Raw genomic sequence first — 24144 nt, 5'->3', positions numbered from 1 at the left:
GTACAAACGTGTGCAATTTCGTCTAGTTTGGAGTGCACACGTTCGCTATTCATCCCATTGAAGAGTAAGATAAACTGTTGAAATATCAAGACTATCGCTTTTCCGTTGCACCTATGATGGACTGGACCGATAGCCGGTGCCGGGTGTTCCATCGTCACCTGACGCGGCGGGCGCTGCTCTATACGGAGATGCTGACGACGGGCGCCATCATTCATGGTGACCGGGAGCGGCTGCTTGGGTTCGACGCGGTGGAGCATCCGGTCGCGCTTCAGCTTGGCGGGTCGGATCCGCGCGAACTCGCGCAGGCGGCGCGGATCGGCGAGGAGTTCGGCTATGACGAGATCAATCTCAATGTCGGCTGCCCGTCCGATCGCGTGAAGGATGGCCGCTTCGGCGCTTGCCTCATGGCGGAGCCGGAGCTCGTGGCGCGGTGCGTCGAGGCGATGAAAGCCGCGGTCGCTGTTCCCGTTACGGTCAAATGCCGCATCGGCATTGACGACCAGAATCCGGAAGTCGCGCTCGACGCGCTCGCGCGGGTGGTGGTCGCTGCGGGCTGCGACGCGCTGATCGTGCATGCCCGAAAGGCCTGGCTCAACGGTCTGTCGCCGAAGGAGAACCGCGACATCCCGCCGCTCGACTACGATCGGGTCTATCGCCTCAAGCGCGCGATGCCCGATGTGCCCGTCATCATCAATGGCGGCATCGCGAGCATCGACGAAGCGAAAGCGCATCTCGCACACGTCGACGGCGTGATGCTCGGCCGGGCCGCCTATCAGGAGCCGTGGCGGCTGCTCTCGGTCGATTCCGACATCTTCGGAGAGGCGGCGCCGCATGCGACCATGCGGCAGGCGTTCGAGGCGATGATGCCCTATATCGAGCAGCAGCTTGCGCGCGGCACGCGGCTGCACGCCATCACGCGACATTTCGTCGGCGCATTCCACGCCGTGCCCGGTGCACGCGCCTTCCGCCGCCATCTCGCCGAGCAGGGCGTAAAATCGGGTGCCGGCCTCGAGGTACTGCGCGATGCGATAGCGCGTGTCGGTGCGCGCGCGCCGGCGGAGGCAGCGGCCTAGCCACAGGAGACGAAGAGCCGGATTGCGATGTACCAGGGCAGGCGGACCGCGGCGCTGTTGAGCGCGTCATGATTCTTGATGTCGGCGCCTTCGAAGTCATTCTCGATGCCGACCACGAACATCGGCGAGATCTGGTAATTGTAGCCGACCGTCGAGGTCGACCCCGCCTACGATCCTGCATTCTCGCGGCGCAGGTGCTGATGAACTTCCTCGGCTATATCTTCGAAGAGCGTTCGCGGCGATCTTGAATCGCCGCCGCGTACTGCCCTAGTCGATCGCCGTGCGCGGGCGGCGGTGGCTGCCCTGGAGCTCCGGATAGCCGGTGAGCATCAAGGTGTCGGAGCGAACGCCCCAGCTTTCGAGGCGATCGAGGAAGCTCATGCCGAGCAGATTGGTCTTCATCTGGCCGCGCTGCACGACGAGGGCCGGCACCGATTTCTCGACCAGGTGGCCGACGGAGAGACGGTCGAGCGTCAGGCGAGCTGCCTTGGTGTGGCCCCCGGCGGTCTCGAGATCGACGTTATATTCGAGCATCTCCAGCGGCAGCCCGATCGCCTTCGCGGTTTCCCAGGTCAGCACCACCGAGGTTGCACCGGTATCGATCACCATCGGCGCGGCGATGCCGTTGATCTTCGCACGCAGCGCGAATTCGCCGCCCTGGCCGCGCTGGATCTGCACGGCAGGCGCCGGGGAGGCTGTCTGTGCGCGAAAAATGTGCGAGACCTTGGTGCTCGCACGCACGAACTGGTCGGGATCGCCATAGGCGACGACGGCACCGGCTGTGCAGGCGAGCATGACGAGAACGAGCAGGAAGCGGATCATTGCGCGCCTCCGCAGGCACGCAGGCCAATCAGGCGCGTTTCGACGATTCCGCGATCGGCTGCAATCCAGCATCCGTCATGCGTGTCGGCAGCAGCGCCATGACCGAGAGACGCTCCGTGCTTTCCATGGCGTGCCAGCGTGCGATCTCCGGCAAGGTGCGGCCGCAGCCGAAACACAGCTTGGTCTTGGGATCGATCATGCAGACGGCGACGCACGGCGTTTCTTTGCTCATTTCGACATAGTGGGGGATGGTCGGGCATGTCTGCAAGCATCTCGTTAGGAGCCCGTACCCGCGCTCATGATCGGCTTGTGGCGCGGCCGGCGCTTCTCGTCGGGTACCTCCGGCTGCAGCGGCGGAGAATCATCCGACATCGGCGCCAGCGCGCTCATCACGCGCTCCGGCGGGAAGGTGACGATCACCTCGGTGCCGATGCGCAGCTTCGATTTCAGCGTGAACGTGCCGCCATGCAGGTCGATCAGGTTTTTTGCGATGGGCAGGCCCAGCCCTGCGCCCTGTTCGGCCGATTTGATCGAGTTGGAACCCTGGCCGAACGAGGCGAGCACAACCGGGATCTCGTCCTCGGGGATTCCGGAGCCGGAATCCTTCACGGACAGATATTGTCCGCCTGAAGCGGTCCATCCGGCCTTGAGCCAGATCTCGCCGCCTTGCGGCGTGAACTTGATCGAGTTCGAGAGCAAATTGAGCATGACCTGGCGGATCGCGCGCTCGTCGGCCCAGAGCCTCGGCATGGCGTGCTCGAACACCTCGTGGATGGTGATGCCGCGGCTCGAGGCGCGCAGCTTCATGAGGTGGTGGCAATCGGCGACGATTCCGACCAGCGAGACCGCTTCTTCGTTCAATTCGTAACGGCCGGCCTCGATCCGCGACAGATCGAGGATCTCGTTGATGAGGTTGAGAAGGTGCACGCCGGAATTGTGGATGTCGCCGGAATATTCCTTGTAGACCGGCACGGCATGCGCGCCAAAAATCTCGCTCTTCATCACCTCGGAGAAGCCGAGGATCGCGTTCAGCGGCGTGCGCAGTTCGTGGCTCATCTGCGCCAGGAAGCGCGATTTCGCTACGTTGGCGGCCTCGGCGCGGTGGCGCGCTTCGTCGGAGATTGCTTTCGCCTGTTCCAGCTCGCCGATCAGCGCGTCCTTCTCGGCACGCGCCTCGAGCGTGGCGAAGGTCGAGGAGTGCAGGCGATGCGCCAGCAGCACGAAATAACCTTCAGCCGCGAGGGCGAGCGCCGCCAGGATGTAATTGTCCAGCGCGCCGGTCATCGCAAAGCTCAGCGCCATCGCGACTGCGACCGGGGCGGTGGCGGCAAGCGCTGCGATCGGCAGGCTGGCTGCGAGCATGCTCGACACTGCGATCACCAGCAGCATCAGGAACATCATCAGCGTTTCCGTGACCATGTCGAGCACGGGATGGATCAGGATCGCCATCCAACACAGGCCATAGAGCAGGTCGAGCACGACGAAGCGTGTCCGCCAGGCGCGCGTTGCCGCGGGCGAAGAGGGTTCGGCCAGGAAGCGGTTGCAGCTGCGGATCATCGCGGCGTGGATGCAGAGCATGCCGGCGGTCCAGGCCGCGGCTGGGATCGGCTGCATCCACAGCCCGAACAGCACGCCCGTGACGACCACAAGCAGCATCACGACATAGGAAGCCGACAGCCGCGTCTGCGCATATTGGCGCAACATCTCGGCGTCGAAGGCCGGCCGGGTTCCGCTGGTCGACGTTAACTTATCGCGCGCCTCGCGCACCCGCTGCGACGCAGCCCGTCGGCTGCTCGCCGATGGAGCGCTTGCCGGCTCGGCCGGAAGCTGAACCACCTCTGGCTTTTCAGCGGGTTTACTCATCGAACAACAACGATTCCTGCCCGCGCCGGACGCGGGCCTTCTGCATTGTCTATCTCTGGCAAGAAATCGTTAAGAGGTGACTTAAGGAGCTAAAGAATTACGTTAACCCGGCATTAATTTGGACCCGGGTTGCGCCGCTCAATGCAGCGCCGCGTGCTGCGCGATGTACACCACCGCGCCGGCCAGATAGCCCGCAAGCGCGGGGCCGGCGATGCGGCGGGCATACCAGAGGAAGTCGATCCGCTCGAGCCCCATGGCGGCAACGCCTGCAGCCGAGCCGATGATCAGGATCGAGCCGCCGGTGCCGGCGCAATAGGCGATGAACTCCCAGAGGAAGCTGTCGGGCGGGTAGTGGCCGAGGTCGTACATGCCCATGGTCGCGGCCACCAGCGGCACGTTGTCGATGACGGCGCTGAGCAGGCCGAGCACGACGACGATGATGTCCTGGCGGCCGATCGTCGCATCCAGCCATCTGGCCAGCATGGATAGCAGGCCGGCGTGTTCGAGGCAGGCGACCGCGAGCAGGATGCCGAGGAAGAACACGATCGAGCCCATGTCGATCTGCGTCAATGCGTGCGCCAGTGTCAGCGGGCGGCGGACATGCTCGTCCTTGTCGCGGTGAACGATTTCGCCGACCAGCCAGACGATGCCGAGTCCGAGCAGCACGCCCATGAAGGGCGGCAGGTGCGTCACCGCCTTGAAGGTGGGCACCGCGATCAGCGTGCCGAGCCCGAGATAAAACATCAAATTGCGCTCGAACGCGCCGACGGCCTGCAAGCCGTCGTCCTTCGGCGGCGGCGCGATGGTCTTGCCTTTCACCAGAAAGCTGATGAAGGCGAGCGGCACGAGCAGATTGACCAACGAGGGCAGGAACACCGCGCTCATGATCTTCACGGGTGTGATCTGCCCACCGATCCACAGCATGGTCGTGGTGACGTCGCCGATCACCGTCCAGGCGCCGCCGGCATTCGCAGCGATGACGATGAGGGATGCGAACAGCAAACGGTCGTCGCGCTTGGCGATCAGCCGCTGGATCAGCGAGACCATCACGATGGTGGTGGTCAGATTGTCCAGGATCGCGCTCAGGAAGAAGGTCACGAAACCGATCAGCCACATGAGCCTGACCTGGCTCGTCGTGCCGATGCGGGAGGTGATGGCCTCGAAGCCATCGTGAGCGTCGATGACCTCGACGATGGTCATCGCGCCGATCAGGAAGAACACGATCTGCGCGGTGGAGGCGACGGATTCGTCGATCTGCCGGCCGACCATCGCGGGGTCGCCGATCGTGGCCGCGTAGATCGCCCAGAGCAGCCCGGCGCCGATCAGCGCCGTGGCACTCTTGTTGACCCCGATCGGATGTTCGAGAGCGATCGCCGCATAGGCCAGAATGAAGATGACGGCGATCGCGATCAGCACGGCGGTATCAATCCGTCAAATTGTCAGCGGTTGAGGCGCGCGAGCAGGCTCGACGTATCCCAGCGCTTGCCGCCCATCTTCTCGACCTCGGCGTAGAACTGGTCGACCAGCGCGGTGACAGGCAGATTGGCGCCGTTGCGGCGGGCTTCGGCCAGCGAGATCGAAAGGTCCTTGCGCATCCATTCGACCGCGAAGCCGAAATCGTACTTGTCGTCGTTCATGGTCTTGTAGCGATTTTCCATCTGCCAGGACTGCGCCGCGCCCTTCGAGATGGTCTCGATCACGGCGGCGACGTCGAGGCCAGACTTCTTGGCGAAGTGGATGCCCTCGGAGAGGCCCTGAACCAGGCCCGCGATGCAAATCTGGTTGACCATCTTGGTCAGCTGGCCCGAGCCGGCGGGCCCGAGCAGTTTGCACATCCGGGCGTAGGCGCTGTTGATGATCGGCTCGGCGCCGGCATACGCATCCTGTGCGCCGCCGCACATCACGGTCAGCACGCCGTTCTCGGCGCCGGCCTGGCCGCCTGACACGGGTGCGTCGATGAACTTGAATCCGGCCTTGGTGGCGGCCGCATCGAGTTCGCGGGCGACTTCGGCGGAAGCGGTGGTGTGGTCGACGAAGGTCGCGCCCTTCTTCATGCCGGCGAATGCGCCGTCAGCACCAATCGTGACCGCGCGCAAGTCGTTGTCGTTGCCGACGCAGCACATCACGAAATCCTGGCCTTCGGCTGCGGCCTTCGGGGTCGCCGCGGTCTTGCCGCCGAACTTGTCCGCCCATTCCTTCGCCTTGGCCGCGGTGCGGTTGTAGACGGTGACCTCATGGCCCCCCTTTTTCACGAGGTGTCCAGCCATGGGGAAACCCATCACGCCGAGACCGAGGAAAGCGACTTTAGCCATGTGTGGTACCTTGTCCGTAGTTTGAGTTTTACGGTTGTAGCCGGGCGAGGGCGCCCAGGCGGCATTTTTGGGGTTCCGCCTTGAAACGGATCGGGCGCACCATAAACCCTATGGGGCGGAGGGCAACGGCTTCGTTTGGCGGCCTCCCGTGCTAGGATAGCGGGCCTCAAGGACTTCAAAACAAGGGAGCGAAAGCATGGGCGGCGTGAGTGTTGGCGTCCTCGATCATTTCAATATCCGGACCCGGAATCTGGCCGACACGGTCCGCTTCTACGAGGACGTGCTGGGCCTGGAAAAAGGCGCCCGGCCGGATTTCGCCTTCCCGGGGGCCTGGATGTACAGCGAGGGCAAGCCGGTGGTGCACCTCGTCGATATCTCCCAAAAGCCGGATTCCGGCGTTGTCCACCATGTCGCCTTCATCAGCCGCGGGTTTGACGGCATGAAGCAGCGGCTGGCCTCGAAGGGCATGAAATTCGACTCCCGCCAGGTGCCCGGTGGCGACCTCTGGCAGATCTTCGTCCACGACCCCAACGGGGTCATGATCGAGCTGAACTACGAGGCGGCCCTGGAGCAGGGGGCGGCGCCTGCCGAGATGGCTGGCGATATCGGCAGGCAGTAGCCTTTTGGCCGTTTCCGCTCTAATGGGGCATCTTAAAGTCTCGAGCATGATCTGGTCGGAAAACCGCTTCACACTTTTCCGGATCATGCTCTCTTCAGGAGATGCGCTTTGAGCGTGACGCAGCAACAGGTTCTCGACAGCCTCGCCCGGATCAAGTCGCCGCGCGGGGTCGCGCTCACCAATGCCAATGTGCTGAGCGCGATCAGCGCGGCCGATGGCAAGGTGTTCTTCTCGATCAATGTCGATGCGGCCGAGGCGCGGGCCTGGGAATCCGTCCGGGCCGAAGCCGAGGCTGCCGTGCGCGCCATTCCCGGCGTCACCACCGTGATGGTGGCGCTGACGGCCGAGCGCAAGGCCGGCGCAGCACCTCCGCCGCCGCCAACGCCAAGCCGTGGCACGCCCGGCGTGCAGCCGGTCCATGCTCACAAGCCGCCGCCGCAGGGCGGCGCCCAATCGCCGATGGCGCGGCAATCCGAGATTCCCGGCGTCGCCGCCGTGATCGCGGTGGCCTCGGGCAAGGGGGGCGTCGGCAAATCGACCACCGCACTCAACCTCGCGCTGGGCCTGCGCGACCTCGGCCTCAAGGTCGGGCTGCTCGATGCCGACATCTACGGCCCCTCGGTGCCGCGGCTGACGGGCCTGCATCAGAAGCCGGAGCTCGACGGCGAGCGCAAGATGATTCCGCTCAAGCGTTTCGGCCTCGCCATCATGTCGATCGGCTTCCTTGTCGAGGAAGAGACCGCGATGATCTGGCGCGGTCCGATGGTGATGTCGGCGGTGACGCAGATGCTGCGCGACGTCGCGTGGGGCACGCTCGACGTGCTCGTGGTCGACATGCCGCCCGGCACCGGCGATGCCCAGCTCACGCTGGCGCAGAACGTGCCCCTGAAGGGCGCCGTGATCGTCTCGACCCCGCAGGACCTGTCCCTGATCGACGCGCGGCGGGGGCTTGCGATGTTCAAGAAGGTCAACGTGCCCGTGCTCGGCATCGTCGAGAACATGAGCTATTTCCAATGCCCGCATTGCGGCACGAAATCCGACATCTTCGGCCATGGCGGCGCGCGCCACGAGGCCGAGAAGCTCGCCGTGCCGTTCCTGGGCGAGATCCCGCTGCACATGGCGATTCGCGCCTCTTCGGATGCCGGTAGCCCGGTGGTCGACAGCGAGCCGGACGGGCCTCATGCGGCGATCTATCGCGCCATTGCGGGACAGGTCCGGGACCAGCTCAAGGGCGTCATCGCGACCGCCTGAGCCTGTCTTCTTGGGACATGCGACTTTCGTAGAGCCCCGTCATGCCATTGTCGCGTTCCGAAACCGGGCCGTCCGTGTTAAAGGCCACGGCAGTCAAGCCCCTTCGGTCCGACGCGACCCAAAACGCGTCGCCGGAATGAGCGGCGGCAAAGAGGAAGTTTAGGGGAAACGCCCCAACAAGGAGAGACCTGAAGATGAAGCGTCGTGATTTTCTGAAAGTGTCGGCAGCAGGCGCGGCGGCGACCGCCGCGGTGGCCTCGCCGGCGATCGCGCAGTCCTCGCCCGAGATCAAGTGGCGCATGACGTCGAGCTTCCCGAAGTCGCTCGACACCATCTATGGCGGCGGCGAGCAGGTGGCGAAGTACGTCGCCGAGATGACCGACAACAAATTCCAGATCCAGGTGTTCGCCGCCGGCGAAATCGTCCCGGGTCTGCAGGCGCTCGACGCGACCTCGAACGGCACCGTCGAGATGTGCCACACCGTCTCCTACTACTATGTCGGCAAGGACCCGACCTGGGCGATCTACGCCTCGGTGCCGTTCGGCCTCAATGCTCGTCAGCAGAACTCCTGGTGGTACCAGGGCGGCGGCATGGAGCTCGGCAACGAGTTCTTCAAGAAGTCGAACGTGATCGGCTTCCCCTGCGGCAACACCGGCACCCAGATGGGCGGCTGGTTCCGCAAGGAGATCAAGACCGTTGCCGATCTCTCCGGCCTGAAGATGCGCATCGGCGGCATCGCCGGCCAGGTGCTCCAGAAGGTCGGCGTCGTGCCGCAGCAGCTCGCCGGCGGCGACATCTATCCGGCGCTGGAAAAGGGCACCATCGATGCGGCCGAGTGGGTCGGCCCCTACGATGACGAGAAGCTCGGCTTCGCCAAGGTTGCGAAGTACTACTACTATCCGGGCTTCTGGGAAGGCGGACCGACCGTCCACGCCTTCACCAATCTCGACAAGTGGAATTCGCTGCCGAAGAACTACCAGGCGATCCTCACCAACGCGATGGCCAACGCCAACAGCTGGATGGCCGCGCGCTACGACATGCAGAACCCCGGCGCGCTGAAGCGTCTGGTCGCCGGCGGCACCCAGCTTCGTCCCTTCACCAACGAAGTGCTGGAAGCCTGTCTCAAGGCGACCAACGAGCTGTGGGGCGAGATCTCGGCCAAGAACGCCGACTTCAAGAAGTCGATCGACGCCATGCAGGCCTACCGCTCCGACGAATATCTGTGGTGGCAGGTCGCCGAATACACCTACGACAGCTTCATGATCCGCTCGCGCACCCGCGGCTGATCTTTCGCAGCGTTGCAAGACGACAGAGCCCGGCCTCGTTCGCGAGGCCGGGCTTTTTCGTTGGCCGGCGGGCGCAGTCGAAGGTGCCAAAACAAAAAATGTCGAAAACAACCCCATGCACAGTAGAAACGGGGCGACGGCACGTTGCCCGGTGAAGGCGGCTAACGGCTTGCCGCGTCGGGGCAAATCGGCGGGACGGGGCAATCGCCGCGCAGCCACCGCCGGCGCGACGATTCGACCGATGCGAGCCCCTCCGGAAATGACGTCGGCGCTTGGTGCGCGTCTGCTTCCACGATCGTCATTGCGAGCGCAGCGAAGCAATCCAGAATCTTTCCGCGGAGCAGTCTGGATTGCTTCGTCGCAAGGGCTCCTCGCAATGACGGGCGGATGGAGTTGGGCTCAGCCGGGTAACGAAGCCGTTTGACACGTCGGGCAAAACAGGAGCATGATGCAATAATCGTATAATCCGAAGTTGACGTGTGACGCCGGCCGTTGGGAATGACGATGAGCTTCGATCCCGATGAGGTTCAACGAATACTACGCAAGGCATGGTCGTTGTCCACTTCCAGCCAGTGGACGCTGGACAATCCGGCCGCAGGGCAATGCAATGTCACCGCGCTGCTCATCCACGAACTCTTCGGCGGCGATTTGCTGAAGACGCCATTGCCGGCCGGTGACCATTTCTACAATCGGATCGGAGGTCGGCGGTATGACTTCACGGCGAGCCAGTTCGATCAGCCGATCGCTTACATGGATATTGCGACAGACCGGGCCGACGCGGAGCAAGGGGCAACAAGAGATCAGCTGGCTGAACTCAGAGCGGCATTTCAGGAACGTCATGCCAGGTCAGGCTAGGCGATGCAGCGCTCCTCGCACCGTTTACTCCCCCCGCGCGCCGATCAATGTTGCCTTGCCTTCCAGTCGCGCTTGATCTTCTTGGCCAGCGACCATTTGTGAACTTCGGTCGGGCCGTCGTAGATCCGAAACGCACGGATCTCACGGAAGGCCTGCTCGACGATCGTTTCCGTCGAGACCCCGGTGCCTCCCATCACCTGGACGCAGCGATCGGCGACGCGCATGAGCGCTTCCGACACGGAAACCTTCGCCATGGAGCTCTCGCTGGTCCCGAGAGAGCCTGTGTCGAGCACGCCCGCGCACCAGTCGATCATCAGCTCCGATTGCTGGAGATCGATCAGGTTCTCCGCCAGCATGAAGCCGACGCCTTCGTGATCGACCAGCGGTTTTCCGAACGCCTGGCGGCGGCAGGCGTAGTCGGTGGCGATTTCGTTGGCGCGGATCGCCAGGCCCAGCCAGCGCATGCAGTGCGACAGGCGCGCGGGGCTCAGGCGAATTTGCGCATATTTGAAACCGTCGCCGGACGCGCCGAGCATCTGGTCGGCGGGCACACGAAGGTTTTCGATGTCGATCTCGGCATGTCCGCCGGGCATCGAACTGTCGATCGTATCCAGCACGCGCAGCGTTCGGATCGCGGGATTTGGCAGGTCGACCAGGAACATGCAGGCGCCGTCGCTCGACTTCGCCATGACGATCCCGACCTTGGCGCCTTCGGCCCCGGTGATGAACTTCTTTCGGCCGTTGATGACCCAGTGATTGCCGTCCAGACGGCACGTCGTCTGCATCATCGATGGATCGGATCCGGCGCCGCCCATATCGGCAGGCTCGGTCATGAAGAACGCCGAGCGCGCCTTGCCCGACACCAGCGGCTCGAGGAAGCGCGCCTTCTGCTCGCGGCTTCCGACCTTGCCCAGCAGGTACATGTTGCCTTCGTCCGGCGCCATGGTGTTGCACGCCAGCGGCCCGAGCGGCGAGAGTCCGGATTTGATCAGAGCCTTTGCGGTCTCGCGTTGGGTGAGATGGGATCCATCGCCGAGAATATGCGGCGTCAGGACGCCAGCCTTGCGCGCCTTGGCGCGCAGCTCCTGCACGAGTTCGTCGCTCGGGCCGTGCGGACCTGTCCGCGGATCCTTCTCGTAGGGAATGACCTCGTTGCGGATGAACGCTTCGATCTTCGCGGCAAGGCTGTCGTCTTGATGGGACATGATTACGGAAACTCCGGTCGATCCCCGCCTCGGCGGAGCGCTGGCTTTTGATCACCTATAGACGCGCGGGCCGGATGTGAGCAACAGCCGCGCTGGCGCTAGCGGAGTCCTGCTGGGGCGGCGGCAAGGACGTCCGGTGAAGCGGCCTTCGCTTCTGCCAAACTAGACCTGCGTTTCTGTTTTCATGTCCGGGCCAGCTTGGCCCACGCGTGGCTCCGTGCCCGCCAACAGCCGGTGAATGTTGGCGCGATGGCGGACGATCACGTAGATGCCGCCTGCGATCACCAGCAACCGATAGGGCAACGGGTGCTCGAACGCGCAAACGAGAACGATGGCTGTCAACGCCGCGAGGATCGAGCTGAGGGACACGATCCGGGCAGAGGCCAGCACAATGCCAAAGGCTGCTGCAGCTCCCAATCCCACCGGCCACGACATCGCCAGCAACACACCGAGCCCGGTCGCGGCGGATTTGCCGCCTGTAAAGTTCAACCAGATCGAGCGGCTGTGCCCGAGCAGCACGGCAATGCCGGCGAGGCCCACAGTCCAAGGCACCCACATTTGCAGATCAAGAGCCGCCGGCGGTGTTGAGGAAAACTCTGTCGAGAGCCAGGGGCAGAACGAGCGGGCAACGAGGATGGCTGCGACGCCTTTCAGCACGTCGGCGATGAGCACCACCAACGCGGGCCATTTTCCAAGAATCCGCAAGACATTCGTTGCCCCGGTGGATCTGGAGCCATGTTCTCGAATGTCGATGCCTCTGAGGAGTTTTCCCGCGAGATAACCCGTGGGCGTAGAGCCGAGAAGATATGCGATCACCAATCCAACTGCGCTCGCAGTCCAGAAAGCCATGGGTTTACTTCAGTTTCCGTAACCGGCATTTTACCGCCGACTTCATTTGAGCGCTATGGCGCGTAAGCGGCATTTCAAGGCTAGCCAATCCTGCTGCGAACATAGGTTTCTGCTCGTTCAAGCAGATAGTCGAGGGTGCTATCGGCGGTATCGAGCACCAGATGCTCGCGATCCCATGGCTCATAAGTCCGGCTCACGACGTCATCCCAGGTTGGAAGTTTGAGACCATCGATGTCGGACGTTCGGCCTTCCACGCGCTGGCGGTGCAACGCGAGATCGCTGCAAATCACCTCGATCTCGACCAGGCGTGCCGTGTTTTGCAAGGCAGTCTGTCGCCACCCTGCGCGACTTGCCAGCACTGGATTGACGCAGTCCGCGATGACCATGCGCCCCAGCTTGAGATTTTCGGCAGCCAGCGCGTTGGCGACCGCATAGCCTTCTGCGCCGACCGTGAGACCTGCGTCCCGCAGCGCCTGCTCGATGCAATCGATGCGAAGATATGTCGCCGCGAGCCGAATGCTCAGCCCGCGTGAAATCGTCGTCTTGCCAGTGCCCGGAAGGCCGCCGAATACAATGAGTACCGATGATCTCCTCATGGTGCTCATGATGGGGCAGGGTTCCGAGGTCCGCAACGGCTTACACGAACCTGACAGGCGGAACGGTCGGCCCGCCCGTGCTTTTTTGCTGGCCGGGCCGCCCGGAATGGTGGAAGAGATCACGCAAGCGGCCTGAGCCGTGATTGCACCGGAACATCCGGCGGATAAGCGATGCGCCTTCTGATCGTCGAGGACAATGCCGAGCTGTCGCGGCTCGTCGCGAGCGGCCTGTCGGCGGCCGGCTACCAGAGCGACATCGTGGGTAGCGCGGCTGAAGCGCGCGAGGCGGTGAGCAGCGTCAGCTATGCCGCGATGATCCTCGATCTTGGCCTGCCGGACGGCGACGGCCTGTCGGTGTTGCGCGAGCTGCGGCGGCAGATGGAGCCGCTGCCGGTTCTGGTGCTGACCGCGCGCGGCGGCTTGCAGGACCGCGTCAGCGGCCTGCGCAGCGGCGCCGACGATTATCTCGCAAAGCCGTTTGCGATGGAGGAGCTGGTGGCGCGGCTGGAGGCGATTTTGCGCCGGCCGGGCCAATTGTTGGGTCGCTCGCTTCGCCTTGCCAACCTCGTCTACGACACCGAGAGCCACCAGATCTTCGTCGACGACCAGCCGCGGATCATTTCCGCACGCGAGACCACGGTGCTGGAGATCCTGCTGCGCCGGCAGGGGCGGGTGGTGCCGAAGAAGAACGTCGAGGACCATATCTTCGGCCTCGAAGGCGAGGTCGCCTCCAACGCCGTCGAGGTCTACGTCTCGCGGCTGCGCAAGCAGCTCACCGAACACGGCGCCAGGGTCGTGATCCACACCATCCGCGGCGTCGGCTATCTCATGGCCGAGGAGAAATAGCGTGGCCCAAGTTGGATTTCGCGCCGGGTCATTCGCCAGGCCGACGTTCAAATCGCTGATCTCGCGCATCGTGTTCATGCACATCGTCGCAGTCGCGGTGGTTGCGATCTTCCTGCCCCTGGTGCTGTTCTGGCTGCTCAACTCCGAGATCGACCAGCTGCATCGCGACGCCATGCGCGCCCAGGCCGAAGTGCTGGCCGAGCGCATCTTGCCGCAGGCGGACGGCACGTTGACGTTCAATCTGCCGGACAGTCTCCGCGGCCTCTATTCGGAAGCCTATGGCCGGTATCTCTACGACATTCGCGATGCCGACGGACGCGTGGTGTTCTCCTCGCGGCGAAAGACCGGCGACACCGCGCCGCCGCGCTTGTCCGAGACGATTTCCGGTGCCGGCGTCAGCCGCGTGATCGAGGGCAAGGTGGTGCGCATCCGCGTCGCCGAGGATCTGGCGCACCGCGATGTCATCATCGACGACATCGTCTCGAATTTCTTCCGCCGGGTCGGATGGATCACCATCCCGATCCTGCTGATCCTGCTCGCCATCGACATCATCATCTTCCGCCGCGCGATCGCGCCGCTGTGGAAAGCCTCCGAGGAAGCCAGCAATATCGGTCCGGCGCGCACCGACATCCGCCTGCCGACGCAGTTGATCCCGCGCGAGATCATGCCGCTCGTCACCGCCGTGAACCAGGCGCTCGACCGCCTCGAAGACGGTTTTCGGGTGCAGCGGCAGTTCACGGCGGACGCCGCGCATCAATTGCGCACGCCGCTCGCGATCCTGCGCACGCGGATCGAGACGCTCGGCGACGGCGCCGCAAGAGAGACGCTGCACGCCGACATCGAGGGCATGAGCCGCATCGTCGCCCAGCTGCTGGAGATCGCCGAGCTCGATACGCTGGTGCTCGATCCCGGCGAGACCGCCGATCTGCGCGCCGTCTGCACCGAGGTGGTCGGTTCGATCGCGCCGTTCGCGCTGGCCCAGCACAAGGACATCGCGCTCAAGGGCACCGACGCGCCGGTGATGATCCACGGCAATTCGGAGATGCTCCAGCGCGCGATCTTCAACCTCGCCGAAAACGCCGTCAAGTTCACCGCAAAGGACAGCTCGGTCGAGGTCGAGGTCGGCGAGGACGGTTCGGTGCGCGTGCGCGATTGCGGCCCCGGCATCGCGGAGGCCGAGCGCGAGCTGATCTTCCAGCGCTTCTGGCGCAGGGATCGCCAGCGCAGCGACGGCGCAGGCCTGGGGCTCTCGATCGTGCGCGGCGTCGCGGATGATCACGCGGCGACGGTGGCGGTGGAAAACCTTCCCGGCGGCGGTGCGGAGTTCACGCTGCGGTTCAGGCTGGCGGAGGAGGGAGCCTCTGCCATTGGGCGAAGCTGATCGTTATTTCAACTTGCCGGTCGAGAGGTCCATGATCATGCGCGTGGCCAGATAGAGACGCGGCACGATGGTGTCGAGCTTCACATATTCGGCGTCGTTGGAATGCGCGCCGAAGCCCGACAGGCCCATGCCTTCCACGACGGCCCCGCTCGTCTTGAGCGCGGCGAACGCGGCGTCGGTGCCGCCGCCGGTCGCCTTCTCATCGACCTTGAGCGGCAGTCCGAGCTCCTGATAAATCGTCTTGCCGTAGGCCGCGACGCGGCGCGAGGCGTCATTGGCCTCGAGCGGCGGGCGGCGGACCTCGAATTTCAACTCGACCCTGGAGTCGGGCAGCAGGCGGTTTTTGATCTTGTCCTGCAGCGTCTTCTCCAGCTCGTCGAAATCGGCGACCTTGAGCGCGCGCGCATCCGCTTGCGCCGTGGCGTCGGCGGGGATCACATTGCGGTTGGTCCCGGACTTCGAGACCGTCCAGTTCAGCTTCAGGCCCTGTTCGGGCTTGGACAGATCCTTCATCTGAAGCACCTGGTGCGAGAGCTCGTAGAGCGCATTGATGCCGCCCTCAGGCCGTGCGCCCGCGTGCGACGACTTGCCCGTCACCGTGAGATAGGCCGAGCCGATGCCGCTGGTGGCCAGCCGCAGCGTGCCGTCGGTGCCGCCGCCTTCGAACGAGAACACCACGTCCTGATCGGACGCAAATTTGGTGATGGTGCTGCGCCAGCCGGGCGAGGAGATCTCCTCGTCGCCATTGGTGAGCACCGTGAGCGTGCCGTAGTCCTTGAAGCTGAGCTTCTGGAGCAGCGCCACGGTGTGGAGAATGAGCGCGACGCCCTGCTTGTCGTCGGCGATGCCGAGGCCGTAGGCCTTGTCGCCGTCGACGCGGAACGGCTGGTCCTTCAGCATGCCCTTCAGGTACACCGTGTCCATGTGGGCGATCAGCATGATCTTCTTGCTGCCGGTGCCCTTGAAGACGGCGTGCACGGCCGGCCCGATCTTTTCGGGCGTGTCGTCGAGGCGATAGATGTCGGTGGGTTGCAAAATCTCCACCGTGCCGCCGATCTGCTTGAGCTGATCGGCAACGCGCCCGGCGATTGCGTTCAGGCCCTCGACATCCTTGCTGCCGGATTCGATGCTGACGAGATCGCGCAGCGTGTCGAGCAGCGGCTGCTGCTCCTTCTGCGCCAGCGCGTGGACATCAGCCACCGGTTCCGCATGCGCCATCGTTGCAGTGCATGCCAGCCAGAGGGAGGCGAGCAGCGACGGAGCAAAGTGCGATCGGGGCATGCGCGGCGGTCCATCAGTTGGAGGATCGCCCGGTATGCACATGTTTGCGGCGCTTGTCACGCGCGGCTGATGTCCCGCCAAGGCGGAACATGACGCCGATGGTTTATGGTCGCTACTTCTGCGGCGGACCGAAATCGAGCGGCGGCAGGTCGATCTGCGGGACCTCGATCTGGATCGTCTTGGGATCGATATCCGATTGGACGCCCTTGTAGTGCATGACCATCGAGGGGAACGTGATGACCAAACCTACCATGATCAGCTGGATGACGACGAACGGCACCGCACCCCAATAGATCTGGCCGGTGGTGACGGGGTCCATCTTCTTGCCGGTCACACGATCGGTGTAGGGCTCCTTCGGCGCGACCGATCGCAGATAGAACAGCGCAAAGCCGAACGGTGGATGCATGAACGAGGTCTGCATGTTGACGCCGAGGATGACGCCGAACCAGATCAGGTCGATGCCGAGATGCTCGGCGGCAGGTCCGAGCAGCGGAATCACGATGAAGGCCAGCTCGAAGAAGTCGAGGAAGAAGGCCAACACGAAAACGATCGCGTTGACGACGATCAGGAAGCCGACCTGGCCGCCGGGCAGTGAGGTGAGCAGGTGCTCGACCCAGACGTGCCCGTTGACGCCGTAGAAGGTGAGCGAGAACACGCGGGCGCCGACCAGGATGAAAACGACGAAAGCCGACAGTTTGGCCGTCGATTCGGTCGCCTGCCGGATCAGGTCCCAGCTCAGTCGCCGCTTGATGCCACCGAGGATGAGGGCGCCGGCAGCCCCCATCGCGCCGCCCTCGGTCGGCGTCGCGATGCCGATGAAGATGGTGCCAAGCACCAGGAAGATGAGGAATAGCGGCGGCACCATCACGAAGGTGGTCTGTTGCGCCATCTTGGAGAGGAAGCGAAAGCCGAGGAACCGGGCGGTGATCCAGTTTACCACGGCGACGAAGAAGGCGAAGACGATGCCGTAGAACATGCTGAGCACGACGTAGTCGGCGCCGTGCGTCTCCGAGCCCCGCATCATGAGCCAGCCGAACACGCAGCTCGCCAGGAACAACATGCCTAAAGACCGCAGGCCGCGGTCGCCACTGTCCTCGCGGAAGCCGATCGCGTCCTTCGGAAGGCCGGGGGCGGCCTTCGGGAAAATCAGGGTGACGAGAAACGCGTAGCTCGCATAGAGTCCCGCGAGGACCAGGCCCGGAATGAACGCGCCTTCGTACATGTCGCCGACCGACTTGCCGAGCTGGTCGGCCATCACGATCAGAACGAGCGAGGGCGGGATGATCTGGGCCAGCGTGCCGGAGGCCGCGATGATGCCAGTGGCCATGCGCCGGTCGTAGCCGTAGCGCAGCATGATCGGCAGCGAGATCAGGCCCATCGAGATCACGGAGGCCGCGACCACACCGGTCGTCGCCGCAAGCAGCGCGCCGACGAACACCACCGCGTAGGCGAGACCGCCGCGGATGGTGCCGAACAACTGACCGATGGTGTCGAGCAGATCTTCAGCCATGCCGGATCGTTCAAGGACCAGGCCCATGAAGGTGAAGAACGGAATCGCGAGCAGCGTGTCGTTGTTCATCACGCCGTAGACGCGCTCGGGCAAAGCTCGCAGGAAGTCCGGACGGAATTCGCCGAGCTGGATTCCGATCACTGCGAAGATGAGGCCGACGGCGCCCAGCGAGAACGCTGCGGGATAGCCGAGCAGCAGCACCACGACCAGCGACGCAAACATGATCGGCGCCATATTGGCGATAATAAACGCGGTCATAAAGTCCCCCGAAAAACGCCGCCGGCGCTCACTTCTTTTCGATCGCTTCGATGAGGTGCTCGACCTCTGCTTCGATTGCCTTCACCTGCGATTCGTGAGGATCGGGAATCATCCCGCGCATCACCGCGATCCGCTTGATCAGTTCGGAAACGCCTTGAACCAGCAGGAAGGCGAAGGCGATCATGATCAGCGACTTCGCCGGCCATTGCGGCAGGCCGCCGGCATTGCCGGATTGTTCGTTGACGTGATACGAGCGCTCGAAGAACGGTATGCCGGTAACGATCATCACGACCGTCAGCGGCAGCAAGAAAAACGCGTGGCCAACGAGGTCGACGATGTTGCGCGCCTTCTTCGGCATCATGGAATTGAAGATGTCGATCCGGATGTGCTCGTTGTCGAGCAAGGTCCATGGTGCGCAGAGCAGGAAGACGATGCTGAAAAGCACCCACTGGAGCTCAAGCCAGGAATTTGACGAGGAATCGAATGTCTTGCGGATGATCGCGTTGACCGCCGAGATGATCACGGCGACCAGGATCAGCCAAGCTAGACGCTTGCCGGTCCAGCGTGTGAACGCGTCGATCCGTCGGCTCAAGTTTAGGAGCGCTTGCAACGATAGGTCCTCCCCCGATTTTGCCTTGGCCGTTTTGGGTCTGCGCCGACCCGGCGCGTCGGCTTGTCCCGCCGAGAAGGCTTAAGGCAGCCGCACAAAACCAGCGGCTGTGCCGCCAGTCAATCGGAAGTTTGTTGAAAATTAAGGGGAATAGCGCCGCAGGCGGCCGGTTTACGTCAGCCGCCCGTGACGCTCATGTGCCTGGAGACGCTGGGCCGGTCGTGGCGGCGGTCGATGATGAAATCGTGGCCCTTGGGCTTCAGCCCGATGGCGCGGTCGATGGCGTCCGCAAGCAGCATGTCGTCGTCGGATGCGCGCAGCGGCTTGCGCAGGTCCGAGGCATCCTCGTGGCCGAGGCAGGTGTGCAGCGTGCCGGTGCAGGTGATGCGCACGCGGTTGCAGGATTCACAGAAATTATGGGTCATCGGCGTGATGAAGCCGAGCTTGCCGCCGGTCTCGGCGACGCTGACATAGCGTGCCGGCCCGCCGGTGGATTCGGCGAGGTCCGTCAGCGTGAATTGCTGGGCGAGCCGCGCACGCACCAGCGACAGCGGCAGATACTGGTCGATGCGGCCCGAGCCGATCTCGCCCATCGGCATGACCTCGATCAGCGTCAGGCCCATGCCCTTGCCGTGAGCCCAGCGCATCAGCGAAGGCAGCTCGTCCTCGTTGAGGTTCTTCAGCGCCACCGCGTTGATCTTCACGCCAAGCCCCGCGGCGCGCGCGGCCTCGATGCCTTCCAGCACCTTGTCGATCTCGCCCCAGCGGGTGATCTCGCGAAATTTCTGCGGATCGAGCGTGTCGAGCGAAACGTTGATGCGGCGCACGCCGCAATCGGCGAGCTCTTTCGCATGCTTTGCCAGCTGGGTGCCGTTGGTGGTCAGCGTCAGCTCGTCGAGGGCGCCGCTCGACAGATGGCGCGACAGCGAGCGCACCAGCGTCATCACGTTGCGCCGGACCAGCGGCTCGCCGCCGGTGAGCCGCAGCTTCTTCACGCCCTTGGCGATGAAGGCCGTGCAGAGCCGGTCGAGTTCTTCCAGCGTCAGCAGGTCGGCCTTGGGCAGGAACGTCATGTCTTCCGACATGCAGTAGAAGCAGCGCAGGTCGCAGCGGTCGGTGACCGAGACGCGCAAATACGAGATGGTCCGCCCGAACGGATCGGTCATCGCGCTCGACAGCGCGGCGCTCGGGCTCGCAGTAGATCCGTTCATACCAAATGCCTTGTCACTTACGGCGACGGGCGCACCTTTGCTTCAGCGGCGCTCTGGAAGCAATCTAAGCATCGGACGCGGTTAGGACAATCGGGTGGTATACGTAAGTCAGCCCCTGGATCAGCGCTTGCCCGCGTTCGGATCGGGGAACGCCGAGACGGCAGCAGGTGCAGCATCTGCGGGGGCCGCGGCAGGCGCGGCTGCGGCCGGCTTCGGCTTCTTCGGCCGGTGCGGTTTCTTCACCGGCTTGGGCGGCACCGCCGGCTGGAGCTCCGCGAACACCGGATTCGGGTCGGTGGTGACAGAGGCGGATGTGGTGAGATCGCCGGGAGTCTTGATCACGTTCACCGGCACGCTCGCCGGCTGGTGTTTTGGCAGCGCGAAAGCAACGGTGAACGGGGCGTCGGGAGCGGGAACCGAGACCGAGCAGGGGGTCTTGCAGCCCTGGCCGAGCGAGGTCGTGGCGTCAGCGCCCGGCGGACTGGATTCCAGCCGGACCTGAACGGTCGGCGGCGCCGATTTGAACATGTCCCAAGACATTGAAGACATCGAGGAGCAGCCACCAAGGCTTGTTGCTCCCAGGAGGCTTGCCCCCACTAACGCAATCGCGATGACACGACGCATGACCATCCACTTCTACTGCGACGAACCGCCACATCCCCGGCCGGACCATAGGAGTGTCGTTTGGGGCAGGCAACCGGCGCTCGGCGCATAGATAATAGATGGTTAACGCAGGGTTCCGTGGAATAGACTAGCGAAGTCAGTGCCTTGTGGGCGCTAGGACGTCATCAGGCTATGAGCTGCCGCCGGCAAGTCGCGCATGTGATGGATCAGCCGGTCCGGTTTCAGATCGGCGATCGGCACGTCGGTGTAGCCGAAGCTGACGCCGATGACGGAAACACCGGCGCGGCGGGCCACGCCGACATCGGTTCCGGCATCCCCGACCATGATGCTGGCCTTCACGTTGCCGCCGGCGCGCGCCACGGTCTCGCGGAAAATGGTCGGATCAGGCTTCTGGACCCCAAAAGTGTCAGCGCCGCAGATCGCCGCGAACCGCTTGCTCAGGTCGAGCTGGTCCAGCAGGCGCTTGGACAGCCATTCCAGCTTGTTGGTGCAGACCGCCAGCCGATGGCCTTGGGCGGCAAACAGGTCGAGCGCGGCCTCGAGTCCCTCGAAGGGGCGGGATTCGACCGCAATGTGGTCGGCGTAATAGGCGATGAAATCCGCCGTCATCCGGTCCATGTCCGCAGGCGTGACGGTGCGGTCCTCGGCCTCCAGGCCCCGTTCGATCAGCTTGCGGGCGCCGGCGCCGATCATGTTGCGGGCCGAGGCCATCGGCACGGGCGGCAGCCCTTCGCGGTCGAGCACGTAATTCAACGCGGTGATCAGGTCGGGCGCCGTATCCACAAGCGTGCCGTCGAGATCGAAGACGAGGGTATAGGGAGAGGTCATGGTCCCAGCGCTATCGGGCCGGCCGGATCGGCGCAAGGGCCGGGGCCATAAGTTCACCTTATAAGATCGGGCCAGAGGCCTGTTCCCGCGCGTAAAACGAGGCTACATAGGCCGCCGCAAGCGGCTAAATCGGCGGCACTCTCAATTCAGAGGCGGACGCAGACGTGAACATGGATCAGTTGAAGCGGCAGGCTGCGGCGCGCGCCCTCGATGAGGTGCGTGACGGCATGCAGCTCGGGCTCGGCACCGGTTCGACCGCAAAGCATTTCGTCGAGCTGCTCGGCGAACGCGTCGCCGCCGGACTCAAGGTGGTCGGCGTGCCGACCTCGGAGACGACGCGCCTCGATGCCGTGCGCTGCGGCGTGCCGCTGACCACGCTGGACGAGATCGACCATCTCGACATGACGGTCGACGGCGCCGACGAGATTGATCCCGACTTCAACCTGATCAAGGGCGGCGGCGGCGCGCTGTTGCGCGAGAAGATCGTGGCGGCCGCTTCGGATCGCATGATCGTGATTGCCGACGACACCAAATGGGTGCCGACGCTCGGCAAGTTTCCGCTGCCGATCGAGGTCATCCCGTTCGGGCTTGGCGCGACGCGCCGTGCGATCGAGAAGGCATTTGCCGCGTGCGGCGTTTCCGGGCAAATGGCGGTCCGCAAGGCCAAAGATGGCCACGTTTTCGTCACTGATGGCGGCCACTGGATCGTCGATGCCCAGCTCGGACGTATTGTGGATCCGCCCGGCCTCGCCACGGCGTTGAGCGCCATCCCGGGCGTGGTCGAGCATGGGTTGTTCATCGGCTTGGCCAGCTCGGCCGTTCTGGCGGGCGGCGAGGGAATTCGCGTGATTGAACGGCGCAAGCCGAAAGGAGACCAGGAATGAAGAGCGTGTTGAAATTGTTGCCGGCCGTGACCTTGACCGTGGGACTGGCCCTCTCGGCTGTCCCGGCCGTCGCGCAGCAGCCTGCGCCGGCCCCCAAGGCAGCCGCGGCGTCGGCCCAGCCGAAAGCTTCGCCGGCAGCGGTTGCGGCGGCCAAGGAGATTCTGCAGATCAAGAACGCGACGGCGATGTATCAGGGCGCCGTGCCCGGTCTCGTCGAGAAGACCAAGATCGCGCTGACCCAGCAGAACCTCAACTATCAGAAGGATCTCAACGAGGTCGCCCCGATCGTCGCTCAGCAGCTCCAGGGCCGCCAGAACGAGATCGGCGATGGCATGGCGCAGATCTATGCGAGCGAGTTCACCGAGCAGGAGCTGAAGGATCTCGTCACTTTCTACAGGTCGCCGCTGGGCAAGAAGCTGATCGACGCCGAGCCGCGCGCGATCGGGCTCAGCATGGCCTTCATGAACTCCTGGGCCCAGAACTTCTCCGAGACCGTGATGGGTGCCTTCCGCGCCGAGATGCGCAAGCGTGGCAAGGAAATCTGAGGATACCTATCTAGGGAGTCCCTGAAAGAGGTCGGAGTGGACAATGGCTGAATTCGACGTCGACCTCTTTGTCATCGGTGGCGGTTCGGGCGGCGTGCGTGCCGCCCGCATCGCGGCGGGCTACGGCGCCCGCGTCATGATCGCGGAAGAGTACCGCATGGGCGGGACCTGCGTGATCCGCGGTTGCGTCCCGAAGAAGCTGTTCGTGATCGGATCGCATTTCCGTCACGAGCTGGAAGATGCCGCCGGCTTCGGCTGGACCGTTCCGCCCGCCACCTTCGACTGGCCGACGCTGATCGCCAACAAGGACAAGGAGATCGCGCGGCTGGAGGCGGCCTACACGACGAATGTCGAGAAGTCCGGCGCGCAGATCGTCAAGAGCCGCGCGGTGATCGAGGACAAGCACACCGTCCGCCTGCTCGAGAACGACAGGAAGATCACCGCCAAATACATCCTGATCGCCACCGGCGGCGCGCCCAACCATGGCGCCTCGATCCCCGGCATCGAGCACGTGATCTCATCCAACGAGGTCTTTCACCTTGCGAGGCTGCCGAAGCGGATCGTGATCCAGGGCGGCGGCTACATCGCGCTGGAATTCGCCGGCATCTTTGCCGGCTTCGGCTCCGACGTCACTGTGATCTATCGCGGCGACAACATTCTGCGCGGCTTCGATGAAGACGTTCGCGCTCATGTTCGCACCGAGATGGAGAAGCAGGGCATCACCATCCTCACTGGTTGCACGGTGGCGAAGGTCGATCGTCACGGCGAGGAGTTCACCACCCATCTGTCGAACGGTTCGAGCATTGCCTCCGACCAGGTAATGTTCGCGATCGGGCGCCATCCGGCGGTGGCCAATCTCGGCCTGGAGAAGGCCGGCGTCGCCATCAACCCCAGGAATGGCGGCATCGCGGTCGACCATTTTTCGAAGAGCTCGGTCGACAGCATCTACGCGATCGGCGACGTCACCCATCGCTTCAACCTGACGCCGGTCGCGATCCGCGAGGGCCATGCCTTCGCCGACACCGTGTTCGGCAAGCGCGAGGTGCAGGTCGATCATTCCACCATCCCGACCGCGGTGTTTTCGCAGCCGGAGGTCGGCACGGTCGGTCTGACGGAAACCGAGGCGCGCGCGCAATTCAGCCACGTCGACATCTACAAGACGAATTTCCGCCCGATCAAGGCGACGATGTCCGGCCGCGACACCCGCGTGCTGATGAAGCTCGTCGTCGACGGCTCGACCGACCGCGTGCTTGGCTGCCACATCGTCGGCGATGCCGCGGCCGAGGTCACCCAGGTGGTCGCGATCGCGATCAAGATGAAGGCGACCAAGGCCGATTTCGACGCGACGATCGCGCTGCATCCGACCGCGGCCGAAGAGCTGGTCACGATGCGCACGCCGACCGCCCGCCACGTGCGGCAGGCGGCGGAATAGCGC

General features: G+C 64.0%; 25 protein-coding genes. 10 read left to right on the top strand and 15 right to left on the bottom strand.

The genetic code is table 11. The annotated features are described in order from the left end of the window. Positions 1-77: 77 nt before the first annotated feature. On the top strand, positions 78-1073 hold the full coding sequence (gene dusA, locus IVB29_RS26580) for a tRNA dihydrouridine(20/20a) synthase DusA (RefSeq protein WP_256466910.1): 996 nt from the start codon (positions 78-80) through the stop codon (positions 1071-1073). Here the strand turns inward: dusA and IVB29_RS38430 are convergent. From IVB29_RS38430 to IVB29_RS26555, 6 genes are all read right to left on the bottom strand, one after another. Beyond that, positions 1070-1195, bottom strand: coding sequence for a hypothetical protein (locus tag IVB29_RS38430; protein WP_256466909.1), 126 nt, complete (start codon positions 1193-1195; stop codon positions 1070-1072). The genes dusA and IVB29_RS38430 overlap by 4 nt on opposite strands. A 145-nt stretch (positions 1196-1340) precedes the next feature. Beyond that, entirely contained in the window at positions 1341-1895 is a 555-nt protein-coding gene (locus IVB29_RS26575) for a TIGR02281 family clan AA aspartic protease (protein WP_247506368.1), read from the bottom strand. Positions 1896-1923: 28 nt separating this feature from the next. Beyond that, on the bottom strand, positions 1924-2127 hold the full coding sequence (locus IVB29_RS26570; RefSeq protein WP_247506367.1) for a DUF1289 domain-containing protein: 204 nt from the start codon (positions 2125-2127) through the stop codon (positions 1924-1926). 44 nt (positions 2128-2171) lie between these two features. Next, positions 2172-3758, bottom strand: coding sequence for a HAMP domain-containing sensor histidine kinase (locus IVB29_RS26565; protein ID WP_247506366.1), 1587 nt, complete (start codon positions 3756-3758; stop codon positions 2172-2174). 138 nt (positions 3759-3896) lie between these two features. After that, on the bottom strand, positions 3897-5174 hold the full coding sequence (gene nhaD, locus IVB29_RS26560) for a sodium:proton antiporter NhaD (protein WP_247506365.1): 1278 nt from the start codon (positions 5172-5174) through the stop codon (positions 3897-3899). A 23-nt stretch (positions 5175-5197) separates the two neighbouring features. Continuing rightward, a complete protein-coding gene (locus IVB29_RS26555; protein WP_247506364.1) occupies positions 5198-6070 on the bottom strand; it encodes an NAD(P)-dependent oxidoreductase in 873 nt (290 codons plus the stop codon). Positions 6071-6266: 196 nt separating this feature from the next. Here IVB29_RS26555 and IVB29_RS26550 point away from each other — a divergent pair, with 196 nt between their 5' ends. The 4 genes from IVB29_RS26550 to IVB29_RS26535 all read left to right on the top strand — a co-directional run bounded on the left by IVB29_RS26550 (position 6267) and on the right by IVB29_RS26535 (position 10081). Further along, positions 6267-6689, top strand: coding sequence for a VOC family protein (locus IVB29_RS26550; protein WP_247506363.1), 423 nt, complete (start codon positions 6267-6269; stop codon positions 6687-6689). A 108-nt stretch (positions 6690-6797) separates the two neighbouring features. Beyond that, positions 6798-7940: an Mrp/NBP35 family ATP-binding protein gene (locus tag IVB29_RS26545; RefSeq protein WP_247506362.1), complete on the top strand. Its 1143-nt coding sequence runs from the start codon at positions 6798-6800 to the stop codon at positions 7938-7940. A gap of 194 nt (positions 7941-8134) precedes the next feature. Continuing rightward, complete coding sequence (locus tag IVB29_RS26540) at positions 8135-9226, top strand: TRAP transporter substrate-binding protein (RefSeq protein ID WP_247506361.1); 1092 nt, start codon at positions 8135-8137, stop codon at positions 9224-9226. 504 nt (positions 9227-9730) lie between these two features. Continuing rightward, entirely contained in the window at positions 9731-10081 is a 351-nt protein-coding gene (locus tag IVB29_RS26535) for a hypothetical protein (protein ID WP_247506360.1), read from the top strand. 44 nt (positions 10082-10125) lie between these two features. Here the strand turns inward: IVB29_RS26535 and IVB29_RS26530 are convergent, their stop codons facing one another. From IVB29_RS26530 to IVB29_RS26520, 3 genes are all read right to left on the bottom strand, one after another. Continuing rightward, the gene (locus IVB29_RS26530; protein WP_247506359.1) at positions 10126-11286 is read right to left on the bottom strand and encodes an acyl-CoA dehydrogenase family protein; all 1161 of its coding nucleotides are present in this window, start codon (positions 11284-11286) and stop codon (positions 10126-10128) included. Between the two features lie 162 nt (positions 11287-11448). After that, positions 11449-12135: a glycerol-3-phosphate 1-O-acyltransferase PlsY gene (gene plsY, locus IVB29_RS26525; protein ID WP_247506358.1), complete on the bottom strand. Its 687-nt coding sequence runs from the start codon at positions 12133-12135 to the stop codon at positions 11449-11451. An 80-nt stretch (positions 12136-12215) separates the two neighbouring features. Continuing rightward, positions 12216-12740, bottom strand: coding sequence for an AAA family ATPase (locus IVB29_RS26520; RefSeq protein WP_247506357.1), 525 nt, complete (start codon positions 12738-12740; stop codon positions 12216-12218). A gap of 162 nt (positions 12741-12902) precedes the next feature. Between IVB29_RS26520 and IVB29_RS26515 the strand changes: the two genes are divergently transcribed. Beyond that, positions 12903-13577 carry a response regulator transcription factor gene (locus IVB29_RS26515; protein ID WP_247506356.1) on the top strand — a complete coding sequence of 225 codons (675 nt, stop codon included), beginning with the start codon at positions 12903-12905 and terminating at the stop codon, positions 13575-13577. A gap of 1 nt (position 13578) precedes the next feature. Beyond that, positions 13579-14958, top strand: a complete 1380-nt coding sequence (locus tag IVB29_RS26510) for an ATP-binding protein (protein ID WP_247506355.1) — start codon at positions 13579-13581, stop codon at positions 14956-14958. Between the two features lie 3 nt (positions 14959-14961). Here IVB29_RS26510 and IVB29_RS26505 read toward each other — a convergent pair whose 3' ends face one another. The 6 genes from IVB29_RS26505 to IVB29_RS26480 form a co-directional block, all read right to left on the bottom strand. Further along, positions 14962-16239, bottom strand: a complete 1278-nt coding sequence (locus tag IVB29_RS26505) for a M20/M25/M40 family metallo-hydrolase (protein WP_247506354.1) — start codon at positions 16237-16239, stop codon at positions 14962-14964. Positions 16240-16351: 112 nt separating this feature from the next. After that, positions 16352-18007 carry a TRAP transporter large permease subunit gene (locus tag IVB29_RS26500; RefSeq protein WP_247506353.1) on the bottom strand — a complete coding sequence of 552 codons (1656 nt, stop codon included), beginning with the start codon at positions 18005-18007 and terminating at the stop codon, positions 16352-16354. A 28-nt stretch (positions 18008-18035) separates the two neighbouring features. Beyond that, positions 18036-18617 (bottom strand): TRAP transporter small permease subunit, encoded by a 582-nt coding sequence (locus IVB29_RS26495; RefSeq protein WP_247506352.1) that lies wholly within the window; start codon positions 18615-18617, stop codon positions 18036-18038. A 176-nt stretch (positions 18618-18793) separates the two neighbouring features. Then, positions 18794-19828, bottom strand: a complete 1035-nt coding sequence (gene moaA, locus IVB29_RS26490; RefSeq protein ID WP_247506351.1) for a GTP 3',8-cyclase MoaA — start codon at positions 19826-19828, stop codon at positions 18794-18796. A 120-nt stretch (positions 19829-19948) separates the two neighbouring features. Then, a complete protein-coding gene (locus IVB29_RS26485) occupies positions 19949-20452 on the bottom strand; it encodes a hypothetical protein (RefSeq protein WP_247506985.1) in 504 nt (167 codons plus the stop codon). A 153-nt stretch (positions 20453-20605) separates the two neighbouring features. Next, a complete protein-coding gene (locus IVB29_RS26480) occupies positions 20606-21280 on the bottom strand; it encodes an HAD-IA family hydrolase (RefSeq protein ID WP_247506350.1) in 675 nt (224 codons plus the stop codon). Positions 21281-21444: 164 nt separating this feature from the next. Between IVB29_RS26480 and rpiA the strand changes: the two genes are divergently transcribed. Genes rpiA through gor form a run of 3 tightly spaced genes read left to right on the top strand, consistent with a single transcriptional unit; the run spans position 21445 to position 24141 of the window. Next, positions 21445-22164 carry a ribose-5-phosphate isomerase RpiA gene (gene rpiA, locus IVB29_RS26475; RefSeq protein WP_247506349.1) on the top strand — a complete coding sequence of 240 codons (720 nt, stop codon included), beginning with the start codon at positions 21445-21447 and terminating at the stop codon, positions 22162-22164. Further along, positions 22161-22709, top strand: a complete 549-nt coding sequence (locus IVB29_RS26470; RefSeq protein WP_247506348.1) for a DUF2059 domain-containing protein — start codon at positions 22161-22163, stop codon at positions 22707-22709. The genes rpiA and IVB29_RS26470 overlap by 4 nt, the downstream gene beginning before the upstream one ends. 43 nt (positions 22710-22752) lie before the next feature. Further along, positions 22753-24141 carry a glutathione-disulfide reductase gene (gor, locus tag IVB29_RS26465; RefSeq protein ID WP_247506347.1) on the top strand — a complete coding sequence of 463 codons (1389 nt, stop codon included), beginning with the start codon at positions 22753-22755 and terminating at the stop codon, positions 24139-24141. Positions 24142-24144: the final 3 nt, after the last annotated feature.

Origin of the sequence: Bradyrhizobium sp. 1 (genome assembly GCF_023073315.1) — a bacterium.
GTDB lineage: Bacteria > Pseudomonadota > Alphaproteobacteria > Rhizobiales > Xanthobacteraceae > Bradyrhizobium.
This window is presented reverse-complemented; position numbering and strand designations above follow the sequence as displayed.